The 21,626-nt window shown below is 34.9% G+C and carries 24 protein-coding genes; 4 read left to right on the top strand and 20 right to left on the bottom strand.

Annotated elements, in window-relative coordinates:
• Positions 1 to 28 precede the first annotated feature (28 nt).
• The 4 genes from ICJ85_RS05120 to ICJ85_RS05105 form a co-directional block, all read right to left on the bottom strand.
• A complete protein-coding gene (locus ICJ85_RS05120) occupies positions 29 to 1,048 on the bottom strand; it encodes a sugar phosphate nucleotidyltransferase (protein ID WP_188222701.1) in 1,020 nt (339 codons plus the stop codon).
• Between the two features lie 44 nt (positions 1,049 to 1,092).
• Positions 1,093 to 1,527: a dUTP diphosphatase gene (gene dut, locus ICJ85_RS05115; RefSeq protein ID WP_188222700.1), complete on the bottom strand. Its 435-nt coding sequence runs from the start codon at positions 1,525 to 1,527 to the stop codon at positions 1,093 to 1,095.
• Between the two features lies 1 nt (position 1,528).
• Positions 1,529 to 2,986, bottom strand: coding sequence for an MATE family efflux transporter (locus ICJ85_RS05110; RefSeq protein WP_188222699.1), 1,458 nt, complete (start codon positions 2,984 to 2,986; stop codon positions 1,529 to 1,531).
• A gap of 73 nt (positions 2,987 to 3,059) precedes the next feature.
• On the bottom strand, positions 3,060 to 3,506 hold the full coding sequence (locus tag ICJ85_RS05105; RefSeq protein WP_188222698.1) for a hypothetical protein: 447 nt from the start codon (positions 3,504 to 3,506) through the stop codon (positions 3,060 to 3,062).
• 123 nt (positions 3,507 to 3,629) lie between these two features.
• Here ICJ85_RS05105 and ICJ85_RS05100 point away from each other — a divergent pair, with 123 nt between their 5' ends.
• Positions 3,630 to 4,667 (top strand): zinc metalloprotease, encoded by a 1,038-nt coding sequence (locus ICJ85_RS05100; protein ID WP_188222697.1) that lies wholly within the window; start codon positions 3,630 to 3,632, stop codon positions 4,665 to 4,667.
• A gap of 39 nt (positions 4,668 to 4,706) precedes the next feature.
• Here ICJ85_RS05100 and ICJ85_RS05095 read toward each other — a convergent pair whose 3' ends face one another.
• The 12 genes from ICJ85_RS05095 to ICJ85_RS05040 form a co-directional block, all read right to left on the bottom strand.
• Positions 4,707 to 5,798 (bottom strand): peptide-N-glycosidase F-related protein, encoded by a 1,092-nt coding sequence (locus tag ICJ85_RS05095; protein ID WP_188222696.1) that lies wholly within the window; start codon positions 5,796 to 5,798, stop codon positions 4,707 to 4,709.
• Positions 5,799 to 5,951: 153 nt separating this feature from the next.
• Positions 5,952 to 6,812: an ATP synthase F1 subunit gamma gene (gene atpG, locus ICJ85_RS05090; protein ID WP_188222695.1), complete on the bottom strand. Its 861-nt coding sequence runs from the start codon at positions 6,810 to 6,812 to the stop codon at positions 5,952 to 5,954.
• Between the two features lie 89 nt (positions 6,813 to 6,901).
• Positions 6,902 to 8,482, bottom strand: a complete 1,581-nt coding sequence (atpA, locus tag ICJ85_RS05085; RefSeq protein ID WP_188222694.1) for a F0F1 ATP synthase subunit alpha — start codon at positions 8,480 to 8,482, stop codon at positions 6,902 to 6,904.
• Between the two features lie 29 nt (positions 8,483 to 8,511).
• On the bottom strand, positions 8,512 to 9,048 hold the full coding sequence (gene atpH / locus ICJ85_RS05080) for an ATP synthase F1 subunit delta (RefSeq protein WP_188214334.1): 537 nt from the start codon (positions 9,046 to 9,048) through the stop codon (positions 8,512 to 8,514).
• A gap of 7 nt (positions 9,049 to 9,055) precedes the next feature.
• Positions 9,056 to 9,556: a F0F1 ATP synthase subunit B gene (locus ICJ85_RS05075; protein ID WP_188222693.1), complete on the bottom strand. Its 501-nt coding sequence runs from the start codon at positions 9,554 to 9,556 to the stop codon at positions 9,056 to 9,058.
• A gap of 108 nt (positions 9,557 to 9,664) precedes the next feature.
• Entirely contained in the window at positions 9,665 to 9,853 is a 189-nt protein-coding gene (gene atpE / locus ICJ85_RS05070; RefSeq protein ID WP_057782517.1) for an ATP synthase F0 subunit C, read from the bottom strand.
• Between the two features lie 38 nt (positions 9,854 to 9,891).
• Complete coding sequence (gene atpB / locus ICJ85_RS05065) at positions 9,892 to 11,016, bottom strand: F0F1 ATP synthase subunit A (protein ID WP_188223129.1); 1,125 nt, start codon at positions 11,014 to 11,016, stop codon at positions 9,892 to 9,894.
• Positions 11,017 to 11,152: 136 nt separating this feature from the next.
• Entirely contained in the window at positions 11,153 to 11,524 is a 372-nt protein-coding gene (locus ICJ85_RS05060; protein WP_188222692.1) for a DUF6168 family protein, read from the bottom strand.
• Positions 11,517 to 11,759, bottom strand: coding sequence for an AtpZ/AtpI family protein (locus ICJ85_RS05055; RefSeq protein ID WP_307882721.1), 243 nt, complete (start codon positions 11,757 to 11,759; stop codon positions 11,517 to 11,519). The genes ICJ85_RS05060 and ICJ85_RS05055 overlap by 8 nt, the downstream gene beginning before the upstream one ends.
• On the bottom strand, positions 11,722 to 12,132 hold the full coding sequence (locus ICJ85_RS05050; protein WP_188222690.1) for a bactofilin family protein: 411 nt from the start codon (positions 12,130 to 12,132) through the stop codon (positions 11,722 to 11,724). The genes ICJ85_RS05055 and ICJ85_RS05050 overlap by 38 nt, the downstream gene beginning before the upstream one ends.
• 13 nt (positions 12,133 to 12,145) lie before the next feature.
• The gene (porW, locus tag ICJ85_RS05045) at positions 12,146 to 14,707 is read right to left on the bottom strand and encodes a type IX secretion system periplasmic lipoprotein PorW/SprE (RefSeq protein ID WP_188222689.1); all 2,562 of its coding nucleotides are present in this window, start codon (positions 14,705 to 14,707) and stop codon (positions 12,146 to 12,148) included.
• A gap of 136 nt (positions 14,708 to 14,843) precedes the next feature.
• Positions 14,844 to 15,251: a DUF2059 domain-containing protein gene (locus ICJ85_RS05040; RefSeq protein WP_188222688.1), complete on the bottom strand. Its 408-nt coding sequence runs from the start codon at positions 15,249 to 15,251 to the stop codon at positions 14,844 to 14,846.
• 138 nt (positions 15,252 to 15,389) lie between these two features.
• On the opposite strand from ICJ85_RS05040, the gene ICJ85_RS05035 reads away from it, so the two are divergent.
• Positions 15,390 to 16,451, top strand: a complete 1,062-nt coding sequence (locus tag ICJ85_RS05035; protein ID WP_188222687.1) for a ferredoxin--NADP reductase — start codon at positions 15,390 to 15,392, stop codon at positions 16,449 to 16,451.
• Between the two features lie 154 nt (positions 16,452 to 16,605).
• Here ICJ85_RS05035 and ICJ85_RS05030 read toward each other — a convergent pair whose 3' ends face one another.
• Together ICJ85_RS05030 and ICJ85_RS05025 are read right to left on the bottom strand one after the other, a co-directional pair.
• Complete coding sequence (locus ICJ85_RS05030; RefSeq protein ID WP_241739490.1) at positions 16,606 to 17,616, bottom strand: glycosyltransferase family 9 protein; 1,011 nt, start codon at positions 17,614 to 17,616, stop codon at positions 16,606 to 16,608.
• A 99-nt stretch (positions 17,617 to 17,715) separates the two neighbouring features.
• A complete protein-coding gene (locus tag ICJ85_RS05025) occupies positions 17,716 to 18,321 on the bottom strand; it encodes a DUF4254 domain-containing protein (protein WP_188222686.1) in 606 nt (201 codons plus the stop codon).
• A gap of 74 nt (positions 18,322 to 18,395) precedes the next feature.
• Here ICJ85_RS05025 and upp point away from each other — a divergent pair, with 74 nt between their 5' ends.
• The gene (gene upp, locus ICJ85_RS05020; RefSeq protein WP_188222685.1) at positions 18,396 to 19,055 is read left to right on the top strand and encodes a uracil phosphoribosyltransferase; all 660 of its coding nucleotides are present in this window, start codon (positions 18,396 to 18,398) and stop codon (positions 19,053 to 19,055) included.
• Here the strand turns inward: upp and ICJ85_RS05015 are convergent.
• Positions 19,044 to 19,967: a DUF6427 family protein gene (locus ICJ85_RS05015; protein WP_188222684.1), complete on the bottom strand. Its 924-nt coding sequence runs from the start codon at positions 19,965 to 19,967 to the stop codon at positions 19,044 to 19,046. The genes upp and ICJ85_RS05015 overlap by 12 nt on opposite strands.
• Before the next feature lie 126 nt (positions 19,968 to 20,093).
• Between ICJ85_RS05015 and ICJ85_RS05010 the strand changes: the two genes are divergently transcribed.
• On the top strand, positions 20,094 to 20,321 hold the full coding sequence (locus tag ICJ85_RS05010) for a DUF6341 family protein (RefSeq protein WP_188222683.1): 228 nt from the start codon (positions 20,094 to 20,096) through the stop codon (positions 20,319 to 20,321).
• Here ICJ85_RS05010 and purD read toward each other — a convergent pair.
• Entirely contained in the window at positions 20,316 to 21,587 is a 1,272-nt protein-coding gene (gene purD / locus ICJ85_RS05005) for a phosphoribosylamine--glycine ligase (RefSeq protein WP_188222682.1), read from the bottom strand. The genes ICJ85_RS05010 and purD overlap by 6 nt on opposite strands.
• Between the last annotated feature and the right edge of the window lie 39 nt (positions 21,588 to 21,626).

The following is a 21,626-nucleotide window of genomic DNA, read 5'->3' as shown; positions in this document are numbered from 1 at the left end:
AACATCTTTGTCGGCTACAATTAACTTTTTATTCTAAAACAGCATAATCACCAATACTCACACTTGTAAAGTTACCATTATATTTTACATGGTTACCTATCATCGCATCATCTAAGTTAGCATTTTTTATGCTTGTATGGTTTTGTATTAAGCTATTTTTAATAATTGAATTATCGATAATACAATCGTTTCCAATAGAAACATTAGGACCAATAATACAATCTCTTAATACCACATTTTCTCCTATAAAACACGGTTCAATAATTTCAGCATTATCAAGCGTGACAGAAGGTGCTACCATTTCTTCTTCACCATCGGTTTTCAAAAACTGAAGCATTTTTCCGTTAGTTTCAACTGTAATGGCTTTGTTCCCACAGTCCATCCATTCGTCAACAGTTCCTGTTTTGAATATTTTTCCTTCTGCCATCATGCGCTTAATACCATCGTTTATCTGATATTCACCACCATTGGTTACATTTTCATCTAAAACCTCTTGCAATTTATCCTTTAAAACAGCTACATCTTTAAAGTAATAAATACCGATAACCGCCTGATTACTCACAAAGGTTTGTGGTTTTTCAACCAACTCAACAATCTCTTGGTTTTCATTAAGCTTCACCACGCCATAAGCTTCTGGGTTTTCAACTTCTTTGGTCCAAATCACGCTATCGGCAGTAGGGTCTAAATCGAATTCTGCACGAATGAGCGTATCCGCGTAAGCAATAACTGCAGGACCAGATAATGATGGCTTTGCACACATAATGGCATGACCGGTTCCTAATGGTAAATCCTGACGATAAATGGATGCCTTAGCTCCTAAACTTTGGGCAAGCGCTTCTAAACTTTCTACAACATCGTCACCAAACCAAGCCGGATCACCCAAAACAAAGGCCACCTCTTCAATAGGTTGCTTCAATACTTTTGCGATATCTTTCACCAATCGGTGAACAATTGGCTGACCAGCAACGGGAATTAGCGGTTTAGGCACTGTTAAACTATGTGGACGCAGGCGAGAACCTCGACCTGCCATGGGTACTATAATTTTCATTCTTTCATGACCTGCAAAACAGGTATCTTTTTACATTAAACGTTTTATTTTACACCGGTGCTACCAAATCCACCTTCTCCTCTATCGGTTTCTGACAAAGCCTCAACTTCAACCCATTCCGCGCGCTCATGCTTAGCTATTACTAACTGCGCAATTCGTTCGCCATTGTTAATTACAAACTCTTCATTAGACAAGTTGACTAAAATCACGCCGATTTCTCCTCTGTAATCGGCATCAACAGTTCCTGGAGCATTTAAAACTGTTATTCCTTTTTTTGCTGCCAGACCACTTCTCGGACGTACCTGAGCTTCATAACCAATTGGTAATTCAATAAATAACCCCGTACCAACAATACTGCGCTCTAAAGGCTTTAATGTTCTAGGCTCTGATAAATTAGCTCGTAAATCCATTCCTGCCGAAGCTATGGTTTCGTAATTAGGTAAGTCGTGACTTGATTTATTAATGATTTTTATTTGCATATTATCTTTTTAAAAGCTGTTTGATTTGTTTTTTTTCTGAAATATAAATGATGCTCAAAAATACTAAAACTAACAAGGTATTGATATAATAATTGCCTCTTAATCCTTGCTGAAAAGAAATAAAGCATAAACCTGTTGAAAGTATTAAATACCCTCCTATACGTTTTAAATCATATGGTACAGGGTAATATTTTCTTCCCATAACATACGAAATTAACATCATGATACCATAGGCTGCTAATGTAGCCCAAGCCGAAGCCATAAATCCCATTTTTGGAATCATAATTAAATTAAAGACAATTGTAATTATGGCTCCTAAAATTGAAATATACATACCATAACGCGTTCTATCTGTAAGTTTGTACCAAATAGCCAGATTATTATAAATACCTAAACATAGGTTTGCGAGCAAAATAATGGGAACGATACTTAATGCCTCAAAATATTCCTTTTGACCAAGTAATAAACTTGAAAACAAATCAATAAAACAAACCACAACTAGCATAAAAATGGCTCCTAAAATAGTAAACCATTTAAGTATCGTTGCATAATTCTGTTTTGCATTTACCTCTTTTGAATGATTAAAAAAGAACGGCTCTGCTCCCAAACGGAAAGCAAAAATATAAAGCGTCATAAACACTCCCAATTTGTAACAGGCTGCATAAATTCCCATTTCCTTTTTACCAACAAGATCACCTAAAAACAATTTATCTACGTTTTCATTGGTAACATACGCTAAACTACCAACCATAATAGGAAGTCCATACGTTAATAACTTTTTTAATATTTTAGGGTCCAATTCTAATTTCATTTTGAATAAAACTGGAATTAAAATAATAAAGGTTAAAAAGCTAGCTATTACATTGGAAAAGAAAATATAAATCACCTGAGGCTCTCCTCCTTCATAGAAATTTAAGACTTTTGGTAAAAATCCTTCAGACAGAATTCCATTAGGAATTACCCATAAAAACAATACATTAAAAAGTGCTAAAATTAAAATATTCAACACCTTAACAGAAGTAAATTTAATTGGTTTATTAGTTACTCTTAAATAGGCAAATGGAATAACTACAATTGTATCGAAAAAAACTGTCCAAATTAATATTTTAACAAACAGTATATCCTCAAAACCAAACATATTGGTTATCGCTTCCACATTGGTTAAAGCGACAATTAAAAACAAAAGAGTTGTTATTAATAGTGACAAAAATGAGGTTGAAACCACCTTTCCTTTTTCCTTTTCTTTACTAAAGAATCTAAAAAACGCAGTCTCTAAGCCGTACGTTAAAAGCGCATTTAAATATGCTGCGTAAACATAATAATCTGTATTTATAGCATAACTTTCTGCGCCAAATACATTTGTATGCAAGCGAACTAAAAATATATTCACAGCCCTGGGTAAGATGGCTGCAATACCATAAATTATGGTGTCTTTAAAAAAACTTTTTAGTGTACTCAATCAATTTATTTTATGGCTAAAAATACGCTTTTACCCAACGCAAACCAAAGAAACCTATTTGATGCTTAATTTACTATTTCCTAATAACATTAGAATATTTAAAATACTGGTACTCATCATTCAGTTTATAGCCAATCATGCATTCATTTTCTATTAAATTGAAAGGTATCTTTTCTGGTAATACAGGTAGCTTATTGCCATATTCAGCAAAAGGTTTATCACTCATAATTACATCTTGTTTTGCTAATGGCAGCTTTTGGTAATGTCCTATATACAACATCGAATTATCTTGGGCTAAACTAATTTTACTACCTTGATAATAAACATGATCCAATGGCTGGGAATTGGGCTTAACAACAATGTATAGCTCTCGATTTATTGAATCTAACGCTTTATAATACACCTCTTCTACATCTAAAGACTTTTCAGAATTCGTCTGTTTAGCGCCTGCACATTGAAACAAACTTAAGCTCAGTGTACAAACTGCGATACCATACGATATATATTTTAATAGCTTCATGGGTTTTCGATTAATAACGTTCAAGATAGTATTTTCAAAATTGATGCCATATTTATTTATTAAGAAAATACTTTCATGTTATTAGTTTTGATTATATCTTCACCACTCCCAAATCTTTAACCTATGAAATTAATAATTAGAACCTTTATCTATTGTTTGTTTTGTGTTTCCTGTAGCAAAACAGATATCGAACTTACAACCTATTCTTTTGAGACTGATGAAAATGTTACATTTATGTTTCAGGACGACGAAAACATTGAATATCTGACTTCCGCCGATAGAATCTATGAAATAAGTCAACTTATTCGCGTAAAACCTATTGACAATTACACCATTGAAATTGCCAATTTTGCCCCTTTCGATTTTGAAGACATCACCATTACCACAACTGTTGCAGGTATTGAAACCCCCATTAAATTATTGCAAATCGACAAGATAAAAGCACATGCTGTTCATGTTATCTCTTACCCGTTTACAAATGGCACTTCAAAATTTTTAAACATCGATAACAAAGAAGTTAACTTGTCTCAATACAGAGAAACAGGTATAAGTCCGAATGATGTTACTTTCGATTTTACAGGTGAAGGTGAGATTTTTGATAAACTAAAAGACCTTGAAAAATTAAAATGGACAGTTAAATACCATGATTTCGATCCTGACAACAATCCCGATAACAACTGGGCCGAAGATATGTCTGCTCTTGATGTTCGACGCTATACAGGTTTAATGATAAATCTGGGCGTTGTCTTTGCGTCTGATACGTTTAAAGATGCCTTCTTAAAAGAACACATTGTAGGCAATGATGGCACTACGGTATTAACACTACAAGAAAAAGAAACCATCTATCAGAACTTATTAAACAAACCACGTTTCAATTGCGGCCGATCGGTTAATGTATCTGGTTTAGGTGGAGGTGCTACTTTTGGTGTTGCAAATCATGTTTTAAGGGATTATATAACAAAAGAAACCGGATTTGTTACCGCCCACGAGATTGGCCATATGATTGGATACAATCACAATTCTAACATGACTTACCCACATAAAATAGATGACAAGAATACCGGATTTAGTACTGTTACCAGTAGAATTATGAACGTATTTTTTGAAAACGACTGGTATCCTGTAACCTTAGAAAATTATTATACACCAACAGATTTTTAAAAATAAAAAAAGGATGTCTTATAAGACATCCTTTTTTAATTACTTTTCTTCACCTTGAATATATACTGTTAAAGGAATATATCCTTTTTGATCTTTAAATTCGGCTTCAGGCACATCTATTTTAAATTGATGTTTTCCAGCTATTAAATCGCCTAACTCATAAATTCTAATCGGAATTTTATTTCCTGGACACCAATTATTCCAACGTGCCCAATCTTCCAGCTTTTTAGGTCTTTTACCATAAATGCCATTTCCCTGCGTATTTACAACTCTAAATTCTTCACAGCTTTCACCTCCCGGAGTATATTTTGCCAATTCCTCACCATCAAAATACACCATATGTTCTCTACGTATGTACTCCTCTCCGCCTTTATTAGCACCATGATTTGAAGTTATAACATACAATCTAGCATTATTTACAGGCTTTTCTAAAGTAAAATCATTCACCTTAATCGTTTCTCCTTCCACATCGCTATGCTTATAGTTATCTAGTTTATCACGAGAATACAAATGCACTAGTTTTTCATCCTTGTTGCTGTATTTAGCACTTGATGAAACTAATTTCATACTTCCGCCATAAATATCACCTCGCCCTTCACATCCAGACACTTCTTTTTGAGCGGCATCCGGTGTACCAAACAAATCAAATTGTATCCAGAAATCATAGGTATTTCGCAACTCTTTATTGTTAAGTAATCGCCCTATATTATTGATTTCATACAAATAATCAACACTATTAGGCATCTTATTTTTGTTCATAAACGGACTTACAAAACGTGCAATTTCTTGTCTAACAACAACATTCTTGTCTGTATAAGGTTTTCCCTTTTTTACAAAATTAAGTCCTACATGGCCTAAACGATCGTAATTATCACAACGTGCATGCAGGGTAACTTGAAGGTTTAAACGATCGCTAATCGCATTTAAATCGTCTTGCGTTAGCTTTTTTACATAGCTGGAATTCTTTAACCTTATAACATTTTCTGGAACAGGCTCATCAACTGTTTTTCCATAGCCATTATAAAAAATAACATGATCGAAAATTTGTCGTTCTGTAGAATAACTTTCTTGCTTTGATGTTTTACATCCTAATGCTTGCAGACATAACAGGATGGCAAATAGTTTTTTCATTGATTGAGTTTTAATAATGTCGAAAATTATGAAAACAATGCGCCCTAATAAAGCTTTTAATATAGTTTTAGCACTTTACGTTAAGGCATAAAAAAACCTCCCATAGTTATGAGAGGTTTTAATATAATGATTTTAAGAAATCTAAATCAAATCTTAGTTATTTAAAGCTTCAGCTCCACCAACAATCTCAAGGATTTCATTAGTAATAGCTGCCTGACGAGCTTTATTGTAAGTTAATTTAAGCTGATCTCTTAACTCTTTTGCGTTATCTGTTGCCTTGTGCATTGCCGTCATACGAGCACCGTGTTCAGAAGCATAAGAATCTCTGATACCTTTATAAAGTTGTGTCTTTAATGACTTCGGAATTAAGGCTTCTACGATTTCTACTTTCGATGGTTCGAAAATATAATCTAACTTCACATTTTCATCAGTCGATACTGGTACGATTGGTAAAAACTGCTCTCTCGTAACAATTTGCGTAGCCGCATTTTTAAACTTGTTGTAAACGATTTCAATTTTATCAAACTCACCAGCGACAAATTTATCCATTAACATTTGTGCGATTTCAGCAACATTGTCAAAGGTTAAGTCATCAAAAACATGACTCTCATTAGCTATAATATTGTTGGTTTTCTTAAATGCATCGTTTGCCTTTTTACCAACAGCTACATAAGATACTTCTTGATTAGCATACGTTTCAGTAGTTAACTTATTTACAGCTTTAATGATGTTAGAGTTAAATGCCCCACACAAACCTCTGTTTGAAGTAATCGCTACGATAAGCACTTTGTTTACCTCGCGTTGTGTAGAATATTTGCTCCCTGTATTTTCATCTAAAGTAGCACTTAAGCCTTGTAACAGTTCAGTTAACTTATCTGCATAAGGACGCATTGCTGTAATAGCATCTTGTGCCTTCTTTAACTTTGCAGCAGATACCATTTTCATGGCACTGGTAATCTGCATCGTTGAAGATACTGATGTAATTCTATTACGTATTTCTTTTAAGTTTGCCATAGTCTCTTTTTTGTCATTCTGAATTTATTTCAGAATCTTCTTTAACTATAATTTGAGATCCTGAAACACGTTCAGGATGACAATGGATATTATGCTCTATATTTTCCTGATAATTCTTTTGCTACAGTTGCCAATGTATCTGTAACTTCATCAGTTAATTTACCTGCTTTTAAAGTCGCTAATACATCGCTGTGCTTCGCTTTTAAGAATTCTAAGTAATCTTTTTCGAATTCTTTTACTTTGTCTACAGGAACGTCTTTTAATAAGTTTTTAGAACCAGCATAGATAATAGCTACCTGATCTTCAACCGTAAACGGATCGTTTTGAGCTTGCTTTAAGATCTCTACGTTACGTTTACCTTTTTCAATTACGTTTAAAGTAACAGCATCTAAATCTGAACCGAATTTCGCGAATGCTTCTAACTCACGGAATTGCGCTTGATCTAATTTTAACGTACCAGATACTTTCTTCATCGATTTAATCTGTGCATTACCTCCAACACGAGATACAGAGATACCTACGTTAATTGCCGGACGTACACCAGAGTTGAATAAATCACCATCTAAGAAAATCTGTCCATCTGTAATCGAAATTACGTTTGTTGGGATATAAGCCGATACGTCACCCGCTTGAGTTTCAATAATTGGTAACGCTGTTAACGAACCTCCACCTTTTACTACTGGTTTTAATGACTCTGGTAAATCGTTCATTCCTTTTGCAATCTCATCATCGTTGATGATTTTTGCAGAACGCTCTAATAAACGAGAGTGTAAGTAGAAAACGTCTCCAGGGTACGCCTCACGTCCTGGTGGACGACGTAATAATAAAGACACCTCACGGTAAGCAACTGCTTGTTTAGATAAATCGTCAAATACGATTAAAGCAGGACGACCAGTATCTCTAAAGTACTCACCAATTGCAGCACCCGCCATAGGAGCATAAACCTGCATTGGAGCTGGATCTGAAGCGTTAGCAGCAACGATAGTTGTATACGCTAAAGCGCCTTTCTCTTCTAATGTTTTAGCAATGTTTGCTACAGTTGAAGCCTTTTGCCCAACAGCAACATATATACAGTATACTGGGTTACCAGCATCGTAGAATTCTTTTTGATTTAAGATAGCATCGATACAAACGGTAGTTTTACCAGTTTGACGGTCACCAATTACCAACTCACGTTGTCCTCTACCTACAGGAATCATCGCGTCGATAGATTTAATACCTGTTTGTAACGGCTCAGTTACCGGCTCACGGAAAACAACACCAGGCGCTTTACGCTCTAATGGCATTTCATAAGTTTCACCTGAGATAGCACCTTTACCATCGATAGGGTTACCTAAAGTATCAACAACACGTCCAACAATACCTTCACCTACATTAATAGATGCAATACGATTAGTACGTTTTACTGTAGAACCTTCACTAACTCCTACTGAAGGACCTAACAATACAATACCTACGTTATCTTCTTCAAGGTTTAATACGATTCCTTCTAATCCGCCTTCAAACTCTACTAACTCACCGTATTGTGCATTAGAAAGTCCGTAAGCACGAACAATACCGTCACCAACAGTTAATACTGTTCCTACTTCGTCTAATGAAGCTCCTGCTTCAAAACCTGAAAGTTGTTGTTTTAAGATTGCTGATATTTCAGCTGGTTTAACTTCTGCCATCTTATAATTTATTTAAGATAAAACTATCTTTAGTTTAATGTAAATTCTCTTTTTAACTTGTTTAATTTATTCGCGATGCTTGCATCGTACTGCATATCGCCAACACGTAATACGAAACCACCTAAAATGTTTTCGTCTATAATATTTTGAACCTCTACTTCTTTTCCTGTAAGTTCTTTAACTTTAGCTAATACCTTAGCATTTAATTCTGCTGTTAAAGGCACGGCCGTGGTTACTTTAGCAATTTGAGAACCTTTTAACTGGTCGAATAACACACTGTATTGTTTTGCTACTTCGCCAATTAAAGCTATTCTTTTGTTGCTAATTAAAGTATCTACTAAATTTCCAGTTAATGCATTAGTATTTTTAAACACTTCCTGAATTACTGATTTTTTAACAGATGATCTTACGATAGGATTTTGAAGCACACCGTTTAAGTCTTTGCTTTCTGCAATGGTGTTCGCAATTAAAGTCATATCAGCATTTACAGCCTCGGCTGCATTTTTATCTGATGCTAAACTTAAAACTGCTTTTGCGTAACGTATCGCTGCTCTCTCTCCTGCCATAGTAATATTAGTTTAAGGTAGCTTCTCCAATTAAAGAATCTACTAACTTTTGTTGTTTGCTATTATCAGACAGTTCTTCGCGTAATACTTTCTCTGCGATTTCGATAGATAAACCAGCAACGTGACTTTTCAATTCTGCAATAGCCGCTTTCTTTTCGCTTTCAATAGCAGCATGTGCTTGCTCTATAATGCTGTTTGCTTGTGTTTCAGCTTCTGTTTTAGCAGACTCAATCATTTTATCCTTCATCTCGCGTGCTTCTTTAAGCATCGCTTCTCTTTCCGCTCTAGCCTCGTTTAATAATTTCTTATTATCTGCTTGAAGATTTTGCATTTCTAATCTTGCTTTCTCTGCTGAATCTAATGCATTTTTAATCCCGTCTTCACGAGTTTGTAAAGACTCTAAAATAGGTTTCCAAGCAAATTTTCTCATTAATACAATTAAGATTAATAAGATGATGGCTTGCATAAAAAACAATCCTGGTGAAAAATCATTTAATAACTGATCCATATGTAACTATATAATAAGTTTCGTTTTTGTGTTTTGTTTAATCTTTTAAAAACAGCTTCTGCAACCAACCGTTACAGAATGCTGTTTCTATTTTGTTTCTTTTAGGAATTATTTTCCTAAGATTAATGCACCGAATGCTAAACCTTCTAATAAAGCTCCGATGATAATCATTGCTGTTTGGATTTTTCCAGCAGCTTCTGGTTGACGAGCGATAGCTTCCATAGCGCTACCACCAATTTTACCTAAACCTAATCCAGCTCCGATTACGATTAATCCTGCTCCAATTAAATTGTACATACTAATTGATTTTAAATATTAATTAAACAAATTCTTAATTAGTGATGGTCGTGTTCTTCAACAGCCATACCTATAAATAACGATGATAACATCGTGAAAATAAACGCTTGTAAAAAGGCTACCAGTATTTCGATAACCGAGATAAATAATGCTAGTGCTAAAGAAACACCTGTTGATGCTACCGGACCAAAGGCTTCTTTCATGGTAATCACTAATGCTATTAAGCTCATAACCACAAAGTGTCCTGCAGTCATGTTAGCAAATAAACGCACTAACAGAGAGAATGGCTTAATTAATACGAAACCAATTAATTCTATTACTGCTAAAATAGGTCTTAAGATATAAGGTACTCCTGGCATCCATAACGTGTGACCCCAAAAATCTTTACTTCCGCTAAATAAATAGATAACCACTGTGAAAATTGCTAAACATACAGTTACTGCAATTTGACCTGTTACGTTAAACCCAAGTGGCGTTAACCCCAATAAGTTTAAGATCCAGATAAAGAAGAATACCGTTAATAAGAAAGACATGAACTTTCTGTATTTTTTCTCACCAATATTAGGACGTGCAATTTCGTCACGCACATAAATTACTAAAGGCTCTAAAGCGCGACCAAAACCAGTTGGGATTGCTCCTTTTTTGTATCCTTTAGCTAAAGCTCCAAACCCTAAGATCATTAAAAGACCTGCTAATAACATACCAAATACACTTTTAGTGATAGAGAAGTCTAAAACTTTGTGTGCATTTTCAGCATGGTGGTGATCGTCAAAAACAACTTCATCAGCACCTGCCTCTAATTCGTAAATTTTACTGTGAATCTTTGTTAGTTTAACACCATCTTTTTCTACGATAACATGACCTGCATCGTCGTGGTGAAATTCCGAAGACATAAACGTTCTTAACCCTTCACTAGTCCATACAATAACAGGTAACGGGAAACTTACATGCGTTCCGGTTTCGTTATTAGTATATAAATGAAAATCGTGAGAATCTTTTAAGTGATGTGCAATGTATTCTTTAATCTCTTCTGGAGTGTCAACTTTATTTCCTCCTTCATGATGCTGATTATCATGCTCTCCTTCGTTTGCAAAGGCAAAAACCGAAGTCATCATTAAAACTAAAATTGCAATAAACTTGATAGATTTTGTTGCTACCATCATATTTTCTAAACTAATGAAATTACGCTCTCTAAAATTTTGTGCAAATGTACACAATAATTTAAAAACCCAAACCCTTTTTTTAGTTAGTTTTTTTTATGTTGCAGAATTATCATTTTTCAGGAAAAATATTCATTAACTATTTGTTGTTAAGCAACTTTCCTACTGCGATAGCTTCGGTTGTTAAAAACAAGAATAAAGGCAGTACTAAAGCGTATCGTTCCACCTGTGTTAAACTATCATTTTCGAATACGGCATTTTTAAAAATCAATAAGAACAAACCAATTTTTAAAAACATAAATGCCAGATACGCATACCCCGCATTGTTGGGCATAATACTGCAAATACCCTCAATACTGGCGTACACTACTAACGATGCTACGACATGAAATAAGTAGACCTGCCACAACGGAAACGACAGTGGTTGCGATAAAATGCTTTGATGTATTGCTAATGCTATTGCAAAAAGCAACACTACAACCAGTGTAAAAAGGAGTATTCTTTTAATCATTCTTATCGTTATTGGTAATATTAAGTACTTGCCTAATAACAGAAAACATTGCCAGGAAAACTGCTAGCAATGTTACTATTTTATAATATAATTGATTGGCGTTGCCAAATTTATGGTCTAACCACTCGCCTAATTTGCTCCCCAAATAAATGGTTAACCCCATTTGAAGCGCAATAGATGTAAACCTTACATACTTATTAAGCTGTCTTTTCGGCTGATTTCGATTGTTGTCCACCCTTCATTTCTTTTACAGCACCTTTCATTAAGCAGGTTACATTAAATGCTGCACCAGGTTCTACAGCTAATTTACCTACAGAAACCTCGCCTTCAATTTCTGCTGAATTTTTCAAGGTTAATGTTCCTGATAAGGTTAACTTACCTGAAAACTTACCTTCAAAATAAGCATCGGTACCTTGCAATGTTCCTTTTATAAATCCTGTTTTACCTACTACAATTTTTCCTTTGGTAATTACATTACCTTCTACGGTGCCTTCTATTCTAAAATCACCTTCACTTGTAAGGTCTCCAACTAATTTAGTGCCTTGCGAAATATTCTGACTGGTAGGTCCTTCTGTCATTTTTTTTTCTTTTTTGTTTTCGGTAAACATAATTGCTATTAATTTAATTTGTATCTACGTTTAAAAAATCATTTAGGTTCTTATGAATCTGAATAATTTGATAATTCTTAGACGATATTACGAAATGGGGTTCTTTTATTTTCTTTTTATCTTCTTTAGCAAATAACTGCTCGAAAGTGTTCGCCACTAACTTATTAGTTATGCCATGAACGACCACAAAATTAGTATTTGTATCGTAAACATCAACTGAAGATTGTAATTTATAATATTTAACATGACTTAACACCGTATCTAATTCGGTTTTAAAGCCTTCTAATTGCTCCTTTTTAGCGTCTTTAAACGTATATATCACCTTATATTGCTGCCTGATGCTATCGCTATCTTTTACAAAATCTTTATTTGCTAAAACAGGTAATACATTGCTTTCAATATGTTGTGCTTCTTTACCCTCTGGTTTGTTTGCGTAAGTGACACTTATAAAATTAATAGCCTTACTGTAAGCATCAAAACCATATAATCGACCAGTAGCTGTTGCTTTTAACAGCTCAAACTTTGGCACAATGGCATCGCCTTCAAATCTATTAATGTAATCTTCACTTTTCGAAATCACGTCGGCATATTCCTGATTCTCATATTGCGCATACAAAGCCTGATATAAATTCTCAGGACTGTTTTCATCTTCATCAGAAACCATATCCGGATTACTTAAAATCATCGCGTAGCGCGTATCTGGATAATTATTTATAATGTCATTTTTAGCAATGGCTGCTTCACCATTTTCACCAAGCAACTCATAAATTTTATACAGATTATATTTTGAAGGTAATATTAAGCGCTCTTCTGGATTACTCTCTAACAAATCCTGAAACTTATCTTTCGCCAATTCGTATTCCTTAAACTTCTCTTTATAGATTAACCCCAACTGATAATAAGCGTAGTTACGGTCTTTAGAAATACTATCAATTACCTTTTGCTCAGTTGGAATTTTAGAGATGTAATATTCCGGATCGTATAATTCTTCTTCGGTCGCAGCGGCTACAATATTTGTCCCTCCTGCTCCTCCAATATTTCCAATAACACCTCTACTGGACCAACGCCAGTTGTCTTCTAATGCTCTATTCCCCCATTTTTTAATAAACTCATTTTTACCATATGCCACAGTGGTTGGATTGTAAAAATAGAACGTCGCTTGTGCTGGAGCTCCCACACCTTGAAACGCCGGTGCCTGTCTGCCTCCCGCATTAACCGTAGCTAACCCTTGATTACGTTCTAAAGCTTCGGCTTTTTCTTTTTCTGCTTCAGCTTTGGCTTTTAAGTCATCTATAAAACCCTGAAAATAAGTTATACGCTCAGCGTCCGGTAAGCGCACCAATCGCAAAATACTGTCGTTAGTTATTGCGATACCTTCGTAGTAAATAACATCTTCTAAATTATCGCGCTTACGTTTAATAACACGATACGGTTTGGAGTTTAATTCAAGATTCGTTAGTGTGCTATCGTAATAATTTCCAGCTTCTTTATAAACCGAATTATCAAAATTGATATCACCTAAAATCTCGTAATTTTTAGCTTTTAATAAGCGATCTCTAGAATTGGTTCGTAACGATTTGTTGTAGTATTCAATCGCTAAAGCTTCGGCATTTGTATTTTGATAATATTGACCTTTTTGGAAATAAATTTTATCGAGATACGGACGGTTCTCACGATTCTCTTCTAAATCGGTTAACAATTCTAATAGCGCCATTCTATCTTCATTTTCGTAATCGAAATTCTTCATTTTTTCCAGATAGGCACTAATCATGTAAATTCTTGGCGTCTTTCTGTTTAGTTCGATAACCTTATCAAATGCGATATTAGCACTGTCTTTATAACCTAGCTCATTGTACAACTGCCCTTGTATAAAACGGTAACGTCCGCGTTCGTCGTTACTTTTCGTAACGTTTGATGCCACTTCAAGCTGGGTAATTGCACTGTCTATAGATTTGGTATTTAAATACGCTTGCGCTAACATAGAGGTTGCATCGGCTAAATCCTGATCTTCTAACTCCTCCTGTTCTAATAAACGCTTTAAGTTTTTAATCGCCAGCTCATTATTTTCTAAACGAATATTGGTTTTCTCTCGCCAAATTCTGGCTTGATTGATTTTGTCGCTGGCTGCATATTTGTAAAGAATGTAATTGAACGCTTCTAAAGCCGGCACAAAACGCTGATCGAAGTAACGCGCTTTTCCTAATAACAAGTAGGCTTCATCCATTTGCGGATTTTTCTCTTTCCCGCCAATGTTCATACTGTGCTTTTGAATGGCTTTTACCGCCTTTTCTTCTGCCGTTGAAAAACTCTCATTTTTTGATTGTCCTGGCAAAATAACCTCATCAAAAACCTCTAGGCGCTCGATTGGAAGAACATCCCAGTAATTATCGGTATAGCTTTCATTAAGACTCGCTCTACCCTGCTCTAAAGCGTTATACCCATTGTATAGCGTGTTGAATTCTGCCGTAACTGCATGAAAATTTCGGCTGATAAACTTGTCCTTTTTTCTAGAACAACTTACAACCAAAAGAATGGAACATGCAATAATAGATGGAACCTTATATGATGCTTTCAATGTTGGTATTTTTAGTCTAATTAAATAACTGTAAACTCTTACTTATATTATGTAAGCAGGTAAAAATAAACATCTTTTTTGATTATGCGATGAAATGCCAATGAAAACTCGACTTAAGAAGTCTGCAGACCTCTTTTTACATATATTTTTGAGCAATAGCTTGCACTTCCATGCCCCAGCTCTGTCCAAACATCATGGCTTTTTGTGCTAAACCGTATTGTTTTCCTGCAAGTTTCTTACCTAAATCAGTTTTATAAAAAGCCGTTAATTCTTTAATCTCCTCACGAGTGAATTCAGCCATGTATAACCCGGCCATTTTTTCATACAACCCACCTAAAGTCCCTTTAGCTTCCTTCATATAGGCCTCCTTTTTATCTTCAGAAACCATATTTCCTATTTGAGAAATAGCTGTTTCGAAAGCGGTAGTTGAACCCGTTAGTTTAATGAATTCAATAGTTTCTTTTTTGAATTCTGAATTGTCTTGTGCTTGAACATACATTGCTGTTCCCACAACTAATAAGCAAGCAAATAAAAGATTTTTCAATTTTATTGATTTTTAATTGGTTAATACTTAGCTTTATTCTTACACAATTCTACAAATTAATATTATTTTTAATCCAAATGTTTCTAACAAATTTAATTTTTCCACGCCAAGTTCACTATTTTTGTCAAAAATTTACACATGTCATCATTTCATAATCTTACCATTAAAAATATAAAGCGTGAGACATCAAAAGCCATTAGCATTACGTTTGATGTTCCGGAAGCTTTAACCGATACTTTTTCATTTAAATCAGGACAGTATATCACATTAAAAGCTACTGTTAACGGCAACGAAATACGTCGTGATTATTCGCTTTGCGCTTCTCCAAAAAGTGGCGAATTAAAAGTCGCTATTAAAGAAGTTAAAGACGGAACGTTTTCTGCTTATGCCAACCAAGAATTAAAAGAAGGTGATGTTTTAGAAGTTGCACCGCCAAAGGGGCGTTTTACCTTTGAACCTAATGATTCTATCACAAAAAACATTGCACTTTTTGCAGCTGGTAGTGGTATAACCCCAGTTTTAAGTATTATAAAATGTGCTTTAGAAGAAGAAGTGCACAGTCATGTTATTCTGGTTTACGGAAACAAAACTACCGAAGACACCATGTTCTTAAACGAACTTTTAGAGCTTCAACATGAATATAAAGAGCGTTTCTCTATTCAGTTTGTATTTAGCCAAGCTGATGAAGACGATGCTATTTTTGGTCGTATCGAGAAAAGCACGGTAAACTACGTGATGAAAAACAAGCACAAACATATTGATGTTGATGCCTATTACTTGTGTGGACCAGAAGCTATGATTCACACCGTGAAAGATGTTTTAACGGCTAACGGTGCCGATGCAGAACGTATTCATTACGAATTATTTAAAGCTGCAAAAGTTGAAGCCATTGAAACACCAGCCACTTCAGCAACAAACGGATCAACTAAAGCAACCATTATAGTTGACGATGAAGAAACGGTGATTGAAATGTCTCAAAAACAAACCATTTTGGAAGCAGCAATCGACGAAGATTTAGATGCACCGTATTCTTGTCAGGGTGGTATTTGTAGCAGCTGTTTAGCACGTGTAAAAGAAGGCGCTGCAACCATGCGTCAAAACAGTATTTTAACCGAGCAGGAAGTTGCAGAAGGTTTAATATTAACCTGTCAGGCGCAACCAACAACCCCAACCATTACCGTAGACTACGATGATGTTTAAATTAGATTTTTAGACTAGTTCGTTTTTAAAATAAAGAAGCGGTTATTTAATAAAAACTAAAAACTGTCATTCTGAATTTATTTCAGAATCGCATTGTGTCAAATCTCAAGTGTTATGAGAACCTGAAACAAGTTCAGGTTGATACGGTTCTTTATTAAATAACCGCTTTTATTTTTTCTATAATAGTTTGTGGAGAAATACTCGCTGAAGCTTTTTCGTAACCTTCAGGATATTTGTTTCCGTAAATGGAAGTCGGCACCAATGGAAACTGATTTATATCTGCAACCAAAGCATAATCTTCCGGTTGATTGAAAGGCGCAAAACCTGCAAACGGGTGTGTTACACCCCAAATAGTAATTACTTTTACACCTTGCATAGCAGCCATGTGTGCATTACCAGAATCCATAGCCAGCATGAGATCTAAATTAGAAATCACAGCTAATTCTTCGTCAAATTTTAATTGACCGGCGGTATTCGTCACATTATCAAAATTTTCAGAAATCCCTTCAAGAATTTGAGCTTCGTCTTTTCCACCACCAAATAAAATTACACGGTAATCTTCAGCCAATTTAGCTATCACCTCTTTCATCAATTCTAAAGGATACATTTTGCCTTCGTGAGCTGCAAAAGGCGCAATACCAATCCACTTTCCAGATTTATTTTCAAAACCTTTTAAAGTTAACGAACTTGGTTTTGGAAATTCCGGCTGACTTAAATCAACTGGATATCCTAAAGCCTGAAACACGTCGGCATAACGCTGATGGGTTGTTTTTAATTGCTGAAATATGTCTCCCGAAACCAAAGCTTTCTTTTCAGTACGTCCTTTATCAATCTGAACCACTTTAGTTCCTAAAAATAAGGTTTTGAGAATGTTAGTCCGAAGCACGTTGTGTAAATCGGCCACCTGAGTAATGCCCAAAGCTTTTAATTCTTTAGATAATTTATATAACCCAAAAACACCTTTATGTTTTCCTTTTAAATCGGCTACAAACACAGAAACATTAGGAATATCTTTAAAAAAAGGCGTAAAAAAACCTCTGGTTAAAACCGTGACTTTAACCAGAGGATATTGTCTTGTAAAAGCCCGAAGTACAGGCACCGTCATTGCCACATCACCCATTGCAGAAAGGCGAATAACAAGAATATGTCCTGGTGATTTTGGCATGTATGTTTGATGAAATTATACGATTGACACTTCGACAAGCTCAGTGTGACAACATTAATATCATTGTTTTATCCTAAAACAAGTTCTGAATGACAATTATTATTTCTGACCTCTTAAAACAGGATTAAGCTCGTCGTCGTTGTACATTTTCATTTGCTTATACACTTTCATGTACTTATCGCCTTTTTCAATATCGCTTAATAAGGTATCGATAGCGGTGCTTAAATCCACTCGTTGTTCTAAAAGCACGTCTAATTTCTTTTGACATGCCGCTCTGTGCTCATCTGAAGCATCAGTACGCGTTGCTTCTTCATTCATGTGATAGATTTTTAAGGCAAGAATAGATAATCTATCTACACCCCACGCCGGACTTTCTGTATTGATTGTCGCATCGGCTTTAGCTTCAACGTCTTTGTATTTATCTAAAAAATAGCTATCAATATACTCCACCATATCGGTCCTGTCCTGATTTGAAGCATCAATCTGGCGTTTTAAGGTTAAAGCGGCCACTGGGTCGATTTGCGGATCACGAATAATATCTTCGTAATGCCATTGTACCGTATCAATCCAACACTTTCTATACAATAAATGTTCGATTAAATCGCTTTCTGGGTAAGCATTTTCGAACGGTTGATCTACTGAATCTATTTCGTGGTATTTTGCAATAACCTCTTGAAATATTTTATTGGCTTTATCTGTAAACATGATGTATTAATATTTAGGAGCACAAATATAAGTCTAATTAATTAACTTTATTGTTCAATTCTAAAATAGAAGGCATGAAAATTCACAATATCTCAACTGAAAATTCTATACTGAATAGCTTTATTGCAGAAATGCGTGATGTAAACATTCAAAAGGACAGTATGCGTTTTAGAAGAAATATTGAACGGATTGGTGAAATTTTAGGCTACGAAATGAGTAAAACATTAAGCTATTCAACCTCAGAAATCACCACGCCCTTAGGCGCCTGTAATATGAATTTAATTGACAACAACATTGTGTTATGTTCGATTTTAAGGGCCGGCGTGCCTTTGCATAACGGCTTATTAAATTATTTTGACAAAGCCGAAAATGCCTTTATTTCAGCTTACAGACATCACAAACACAACCCTGAAAGTTTTGAGATTATTGTTGAATATTTAGCCTGCCCTAGTTTAGAAGGAAAAACTCTAATTCTCGCGGACCCTATGCTAGCCACTGGCCAATCTATGATTGCAACCTACGAAGCTTTAAAGCCCTTTGGAACAGCAAAAGAAGTACATCTAGTAAGTTTAATTGGCGCGCCAGAAGGCGTAGAGTTAGTAAACAAACATTTTGATGCCAATGCTCATTTATGGATCGCAACCATTGACAAAAAGTTAGACAAAAACAGCTATATCGTTCCTGGATTGGGTGATGCTGGCGACTTAGCATTCGGACAAAAATTACAACAATAACAGAATAAAAGGAACTACTACCAAGATTGACAAAAAGACTTCTTTAAACCAGTTTTCCTCAATGGTTTCCAAATAATTGGTAATAATTATAGCCAATGGTGCAAAAGCAAATAAGAATTCGCTTCCTGTTTTATTAGGCGCCATAGCAATTACTAAAGCCGCAACCAGAAACGCAATAATAACAATTTGAAACGATGCTCTAAACGATTTCTTTTTACTTTTTAAATTCTTCAAATAAAATATTGAAGCCCAGATTCCGAAGGATAGTAGCATGGTAATCCCAACCAAATACTTTAATGAATTATACGATGTAAAATCAGCGCCAATAGTTGGATTAATATGCAGTAACTTAAAATAATCTCCTGTTACAATAATTGAGGTACAAACCGATAATATAAATACAGAAGCTACACCTGTATATGGTATAATCCAATGACGTAAATGATTGTCAGAATACAACAAAAGACTAACTATAATAAGTACGAAAAAAAGAATCGCCCAAAAGTAAAACAGTGACGCTATGGCAATCCAAAACGCAGCATCAAACAATTTTTTTTTGACGTTTTTTTCAGTTCTCAAACTCATAATCCGTCGTAACCCAAGTAAGAAAAAGAAGTTAGCAAATAGAATATTTATATCTCCTGTAGTTTGAACAAACGTGAGTAAAAACACGCTATACAACAACACATCGTAGTTATTCTTCTTGGTTAAATTATTCTTTGAAATAATAAAATTTACTACCAAAATGGTCAAGCAACATAATAAAAAAACCGATAACTGCTTAAAAATAAAAGCAATGGTTATCGGTTGATTTACCAACGGAATTCTAGCCATAGTAAAAGCTAAAAGCGTAATAAAAAGTACTACGACAAAATTTATTGGCTTAGATTTACTAAAAAGACTTGCTATCATTAACCGTTTTTGTATTTTTGCTACGTAAATATACTAACTATGAAACTGATATATTTATTTATTTCTCTTTTGAAATTTTAAATATTGAACGTGACATGAGCCTTAAAAAAATAATATAACACACTCATGAAAGACTTTTTTTACGCGATACAGGATTTATTCGTTAATGTTCTTTTTAAACCTTTAGATGCTTTACGTGCTTTAGAACTTGAAAACTGGTTCGCAGCAAGCATCATTTCTTGGATTTTTGTTGTTATCTGTCTAGTAGCTTTGGTTTACTGGATGTTACAACTTAAAAAGTTTAACGACAACAACGAAGAAGACAAAACTGTTTCTTCGCACTCGTTTTTATAAATCGAATCCTATATCTTTACGATAATACATCTTATCAAAGTTTAGTTTATCTATACTTTGGTAAGATTTTTTTATGGCCTCTTGGTACGTTTCTCCATAAGAGGTAATTGCAATAACGCGCCCTCCAGAAGTCACAACTTTACCTTCTTTTAATTGCGCTCCTGCGTGGAATGGAATAGACTCTTCAATGTCATCTAAACCTGTAATCTCTTTGCCTTTTTCATAAGCTTCAGGGTAACCTCCAGATACCATCATGATGGTTGTCGCTGCACGTTCGTCAATCTCGATGTCAATCTTATTAAGTGTTCCATTTGCCATTGCTTGTAACACTTCAACGAAATCATTCTTCAATCTTGGTAATACCACTTCTGTTTCTGGATCGCCCATACGCACGTTGTATTCAATTACTTTAGGGTCGTCTCCTACTTTGATTAATCCTATGAATACGAATCCTACGTAAGGTAATTTATCTTTCTTAAACCCTTCTATAGTTGGTTTAACAATACGGTCTTCAATTTTAGTTAAGAATTCTTCGGTTGCAAAAGGCACTGGAGAAACAGCTCCCATACCACCTGTATTTAATCCGGTATCGCCTTCACCAATTCGTTTGTAATCTTTAGCTGTTGGTAAGATTTTATAGTTTTCACCATCGGTTAATACAAAACAACTTAACTCGATACCATCTAAAAACTCTTCAATGACCACTTTAGTACTCGCCTGACCAAATTTAGCATCGACTAACATGCTTTTTAATTCGGCTTTAGCTTCGTCTAAGTCATTTAAAATAACAACACCTTTTCCGGCAGCTAAACCGTCTGCTTTAAGCACATACGGCGCATTAAGCGTTTCTAAAAAAGCATAACCTTTCTCAACTGTTTCAGCAGTAAAACTTTCATAAGCAGCCGTTGGAATGTTATGACGGTATAAAAATTCTTTAGCGAACTCTTTACTACCTTCTAATTCAGCAGCCTCTTTTTGTGGGCCTATAACTGAAATATGCTTAAGAGCATCATCATTTAAAAAGAAGTCATGAACCCCTTGTACTAAAGGATCTTCTGGCCCAACAACAACCATATCGATCTTCTTGTCTAATACTAATTCTTTAATGGCTTCAAAATCGGTTACGCCAATATTTACATTGGTCGCCACATTAGCAGTACCTGAATTTCCAGGCGCTACATATAATTCATTACATAACGGGCTTTGTGCAATTTTCCAAGCGAAAGCGTGTTCTCTTCCTCCTGAACCAAGAACTAATATATTCATTGTTTAGATGTTTTTAGATTTCCCCTTTCTCAGGGATTT

The sequence above is a fragment of the Aestuariibaculum marinum genome (assembly GCF_014596975.1).
GTDB lineage: Bacteria > Bacteroidota > Bacteroidia > Flavobacteriales > Flavobacteriaceae > Aestuariibaculum > Aestuariibaculum marinum.
This window is presented reverse-complemented; position numbering and strand designations above follow the sequence as displayed.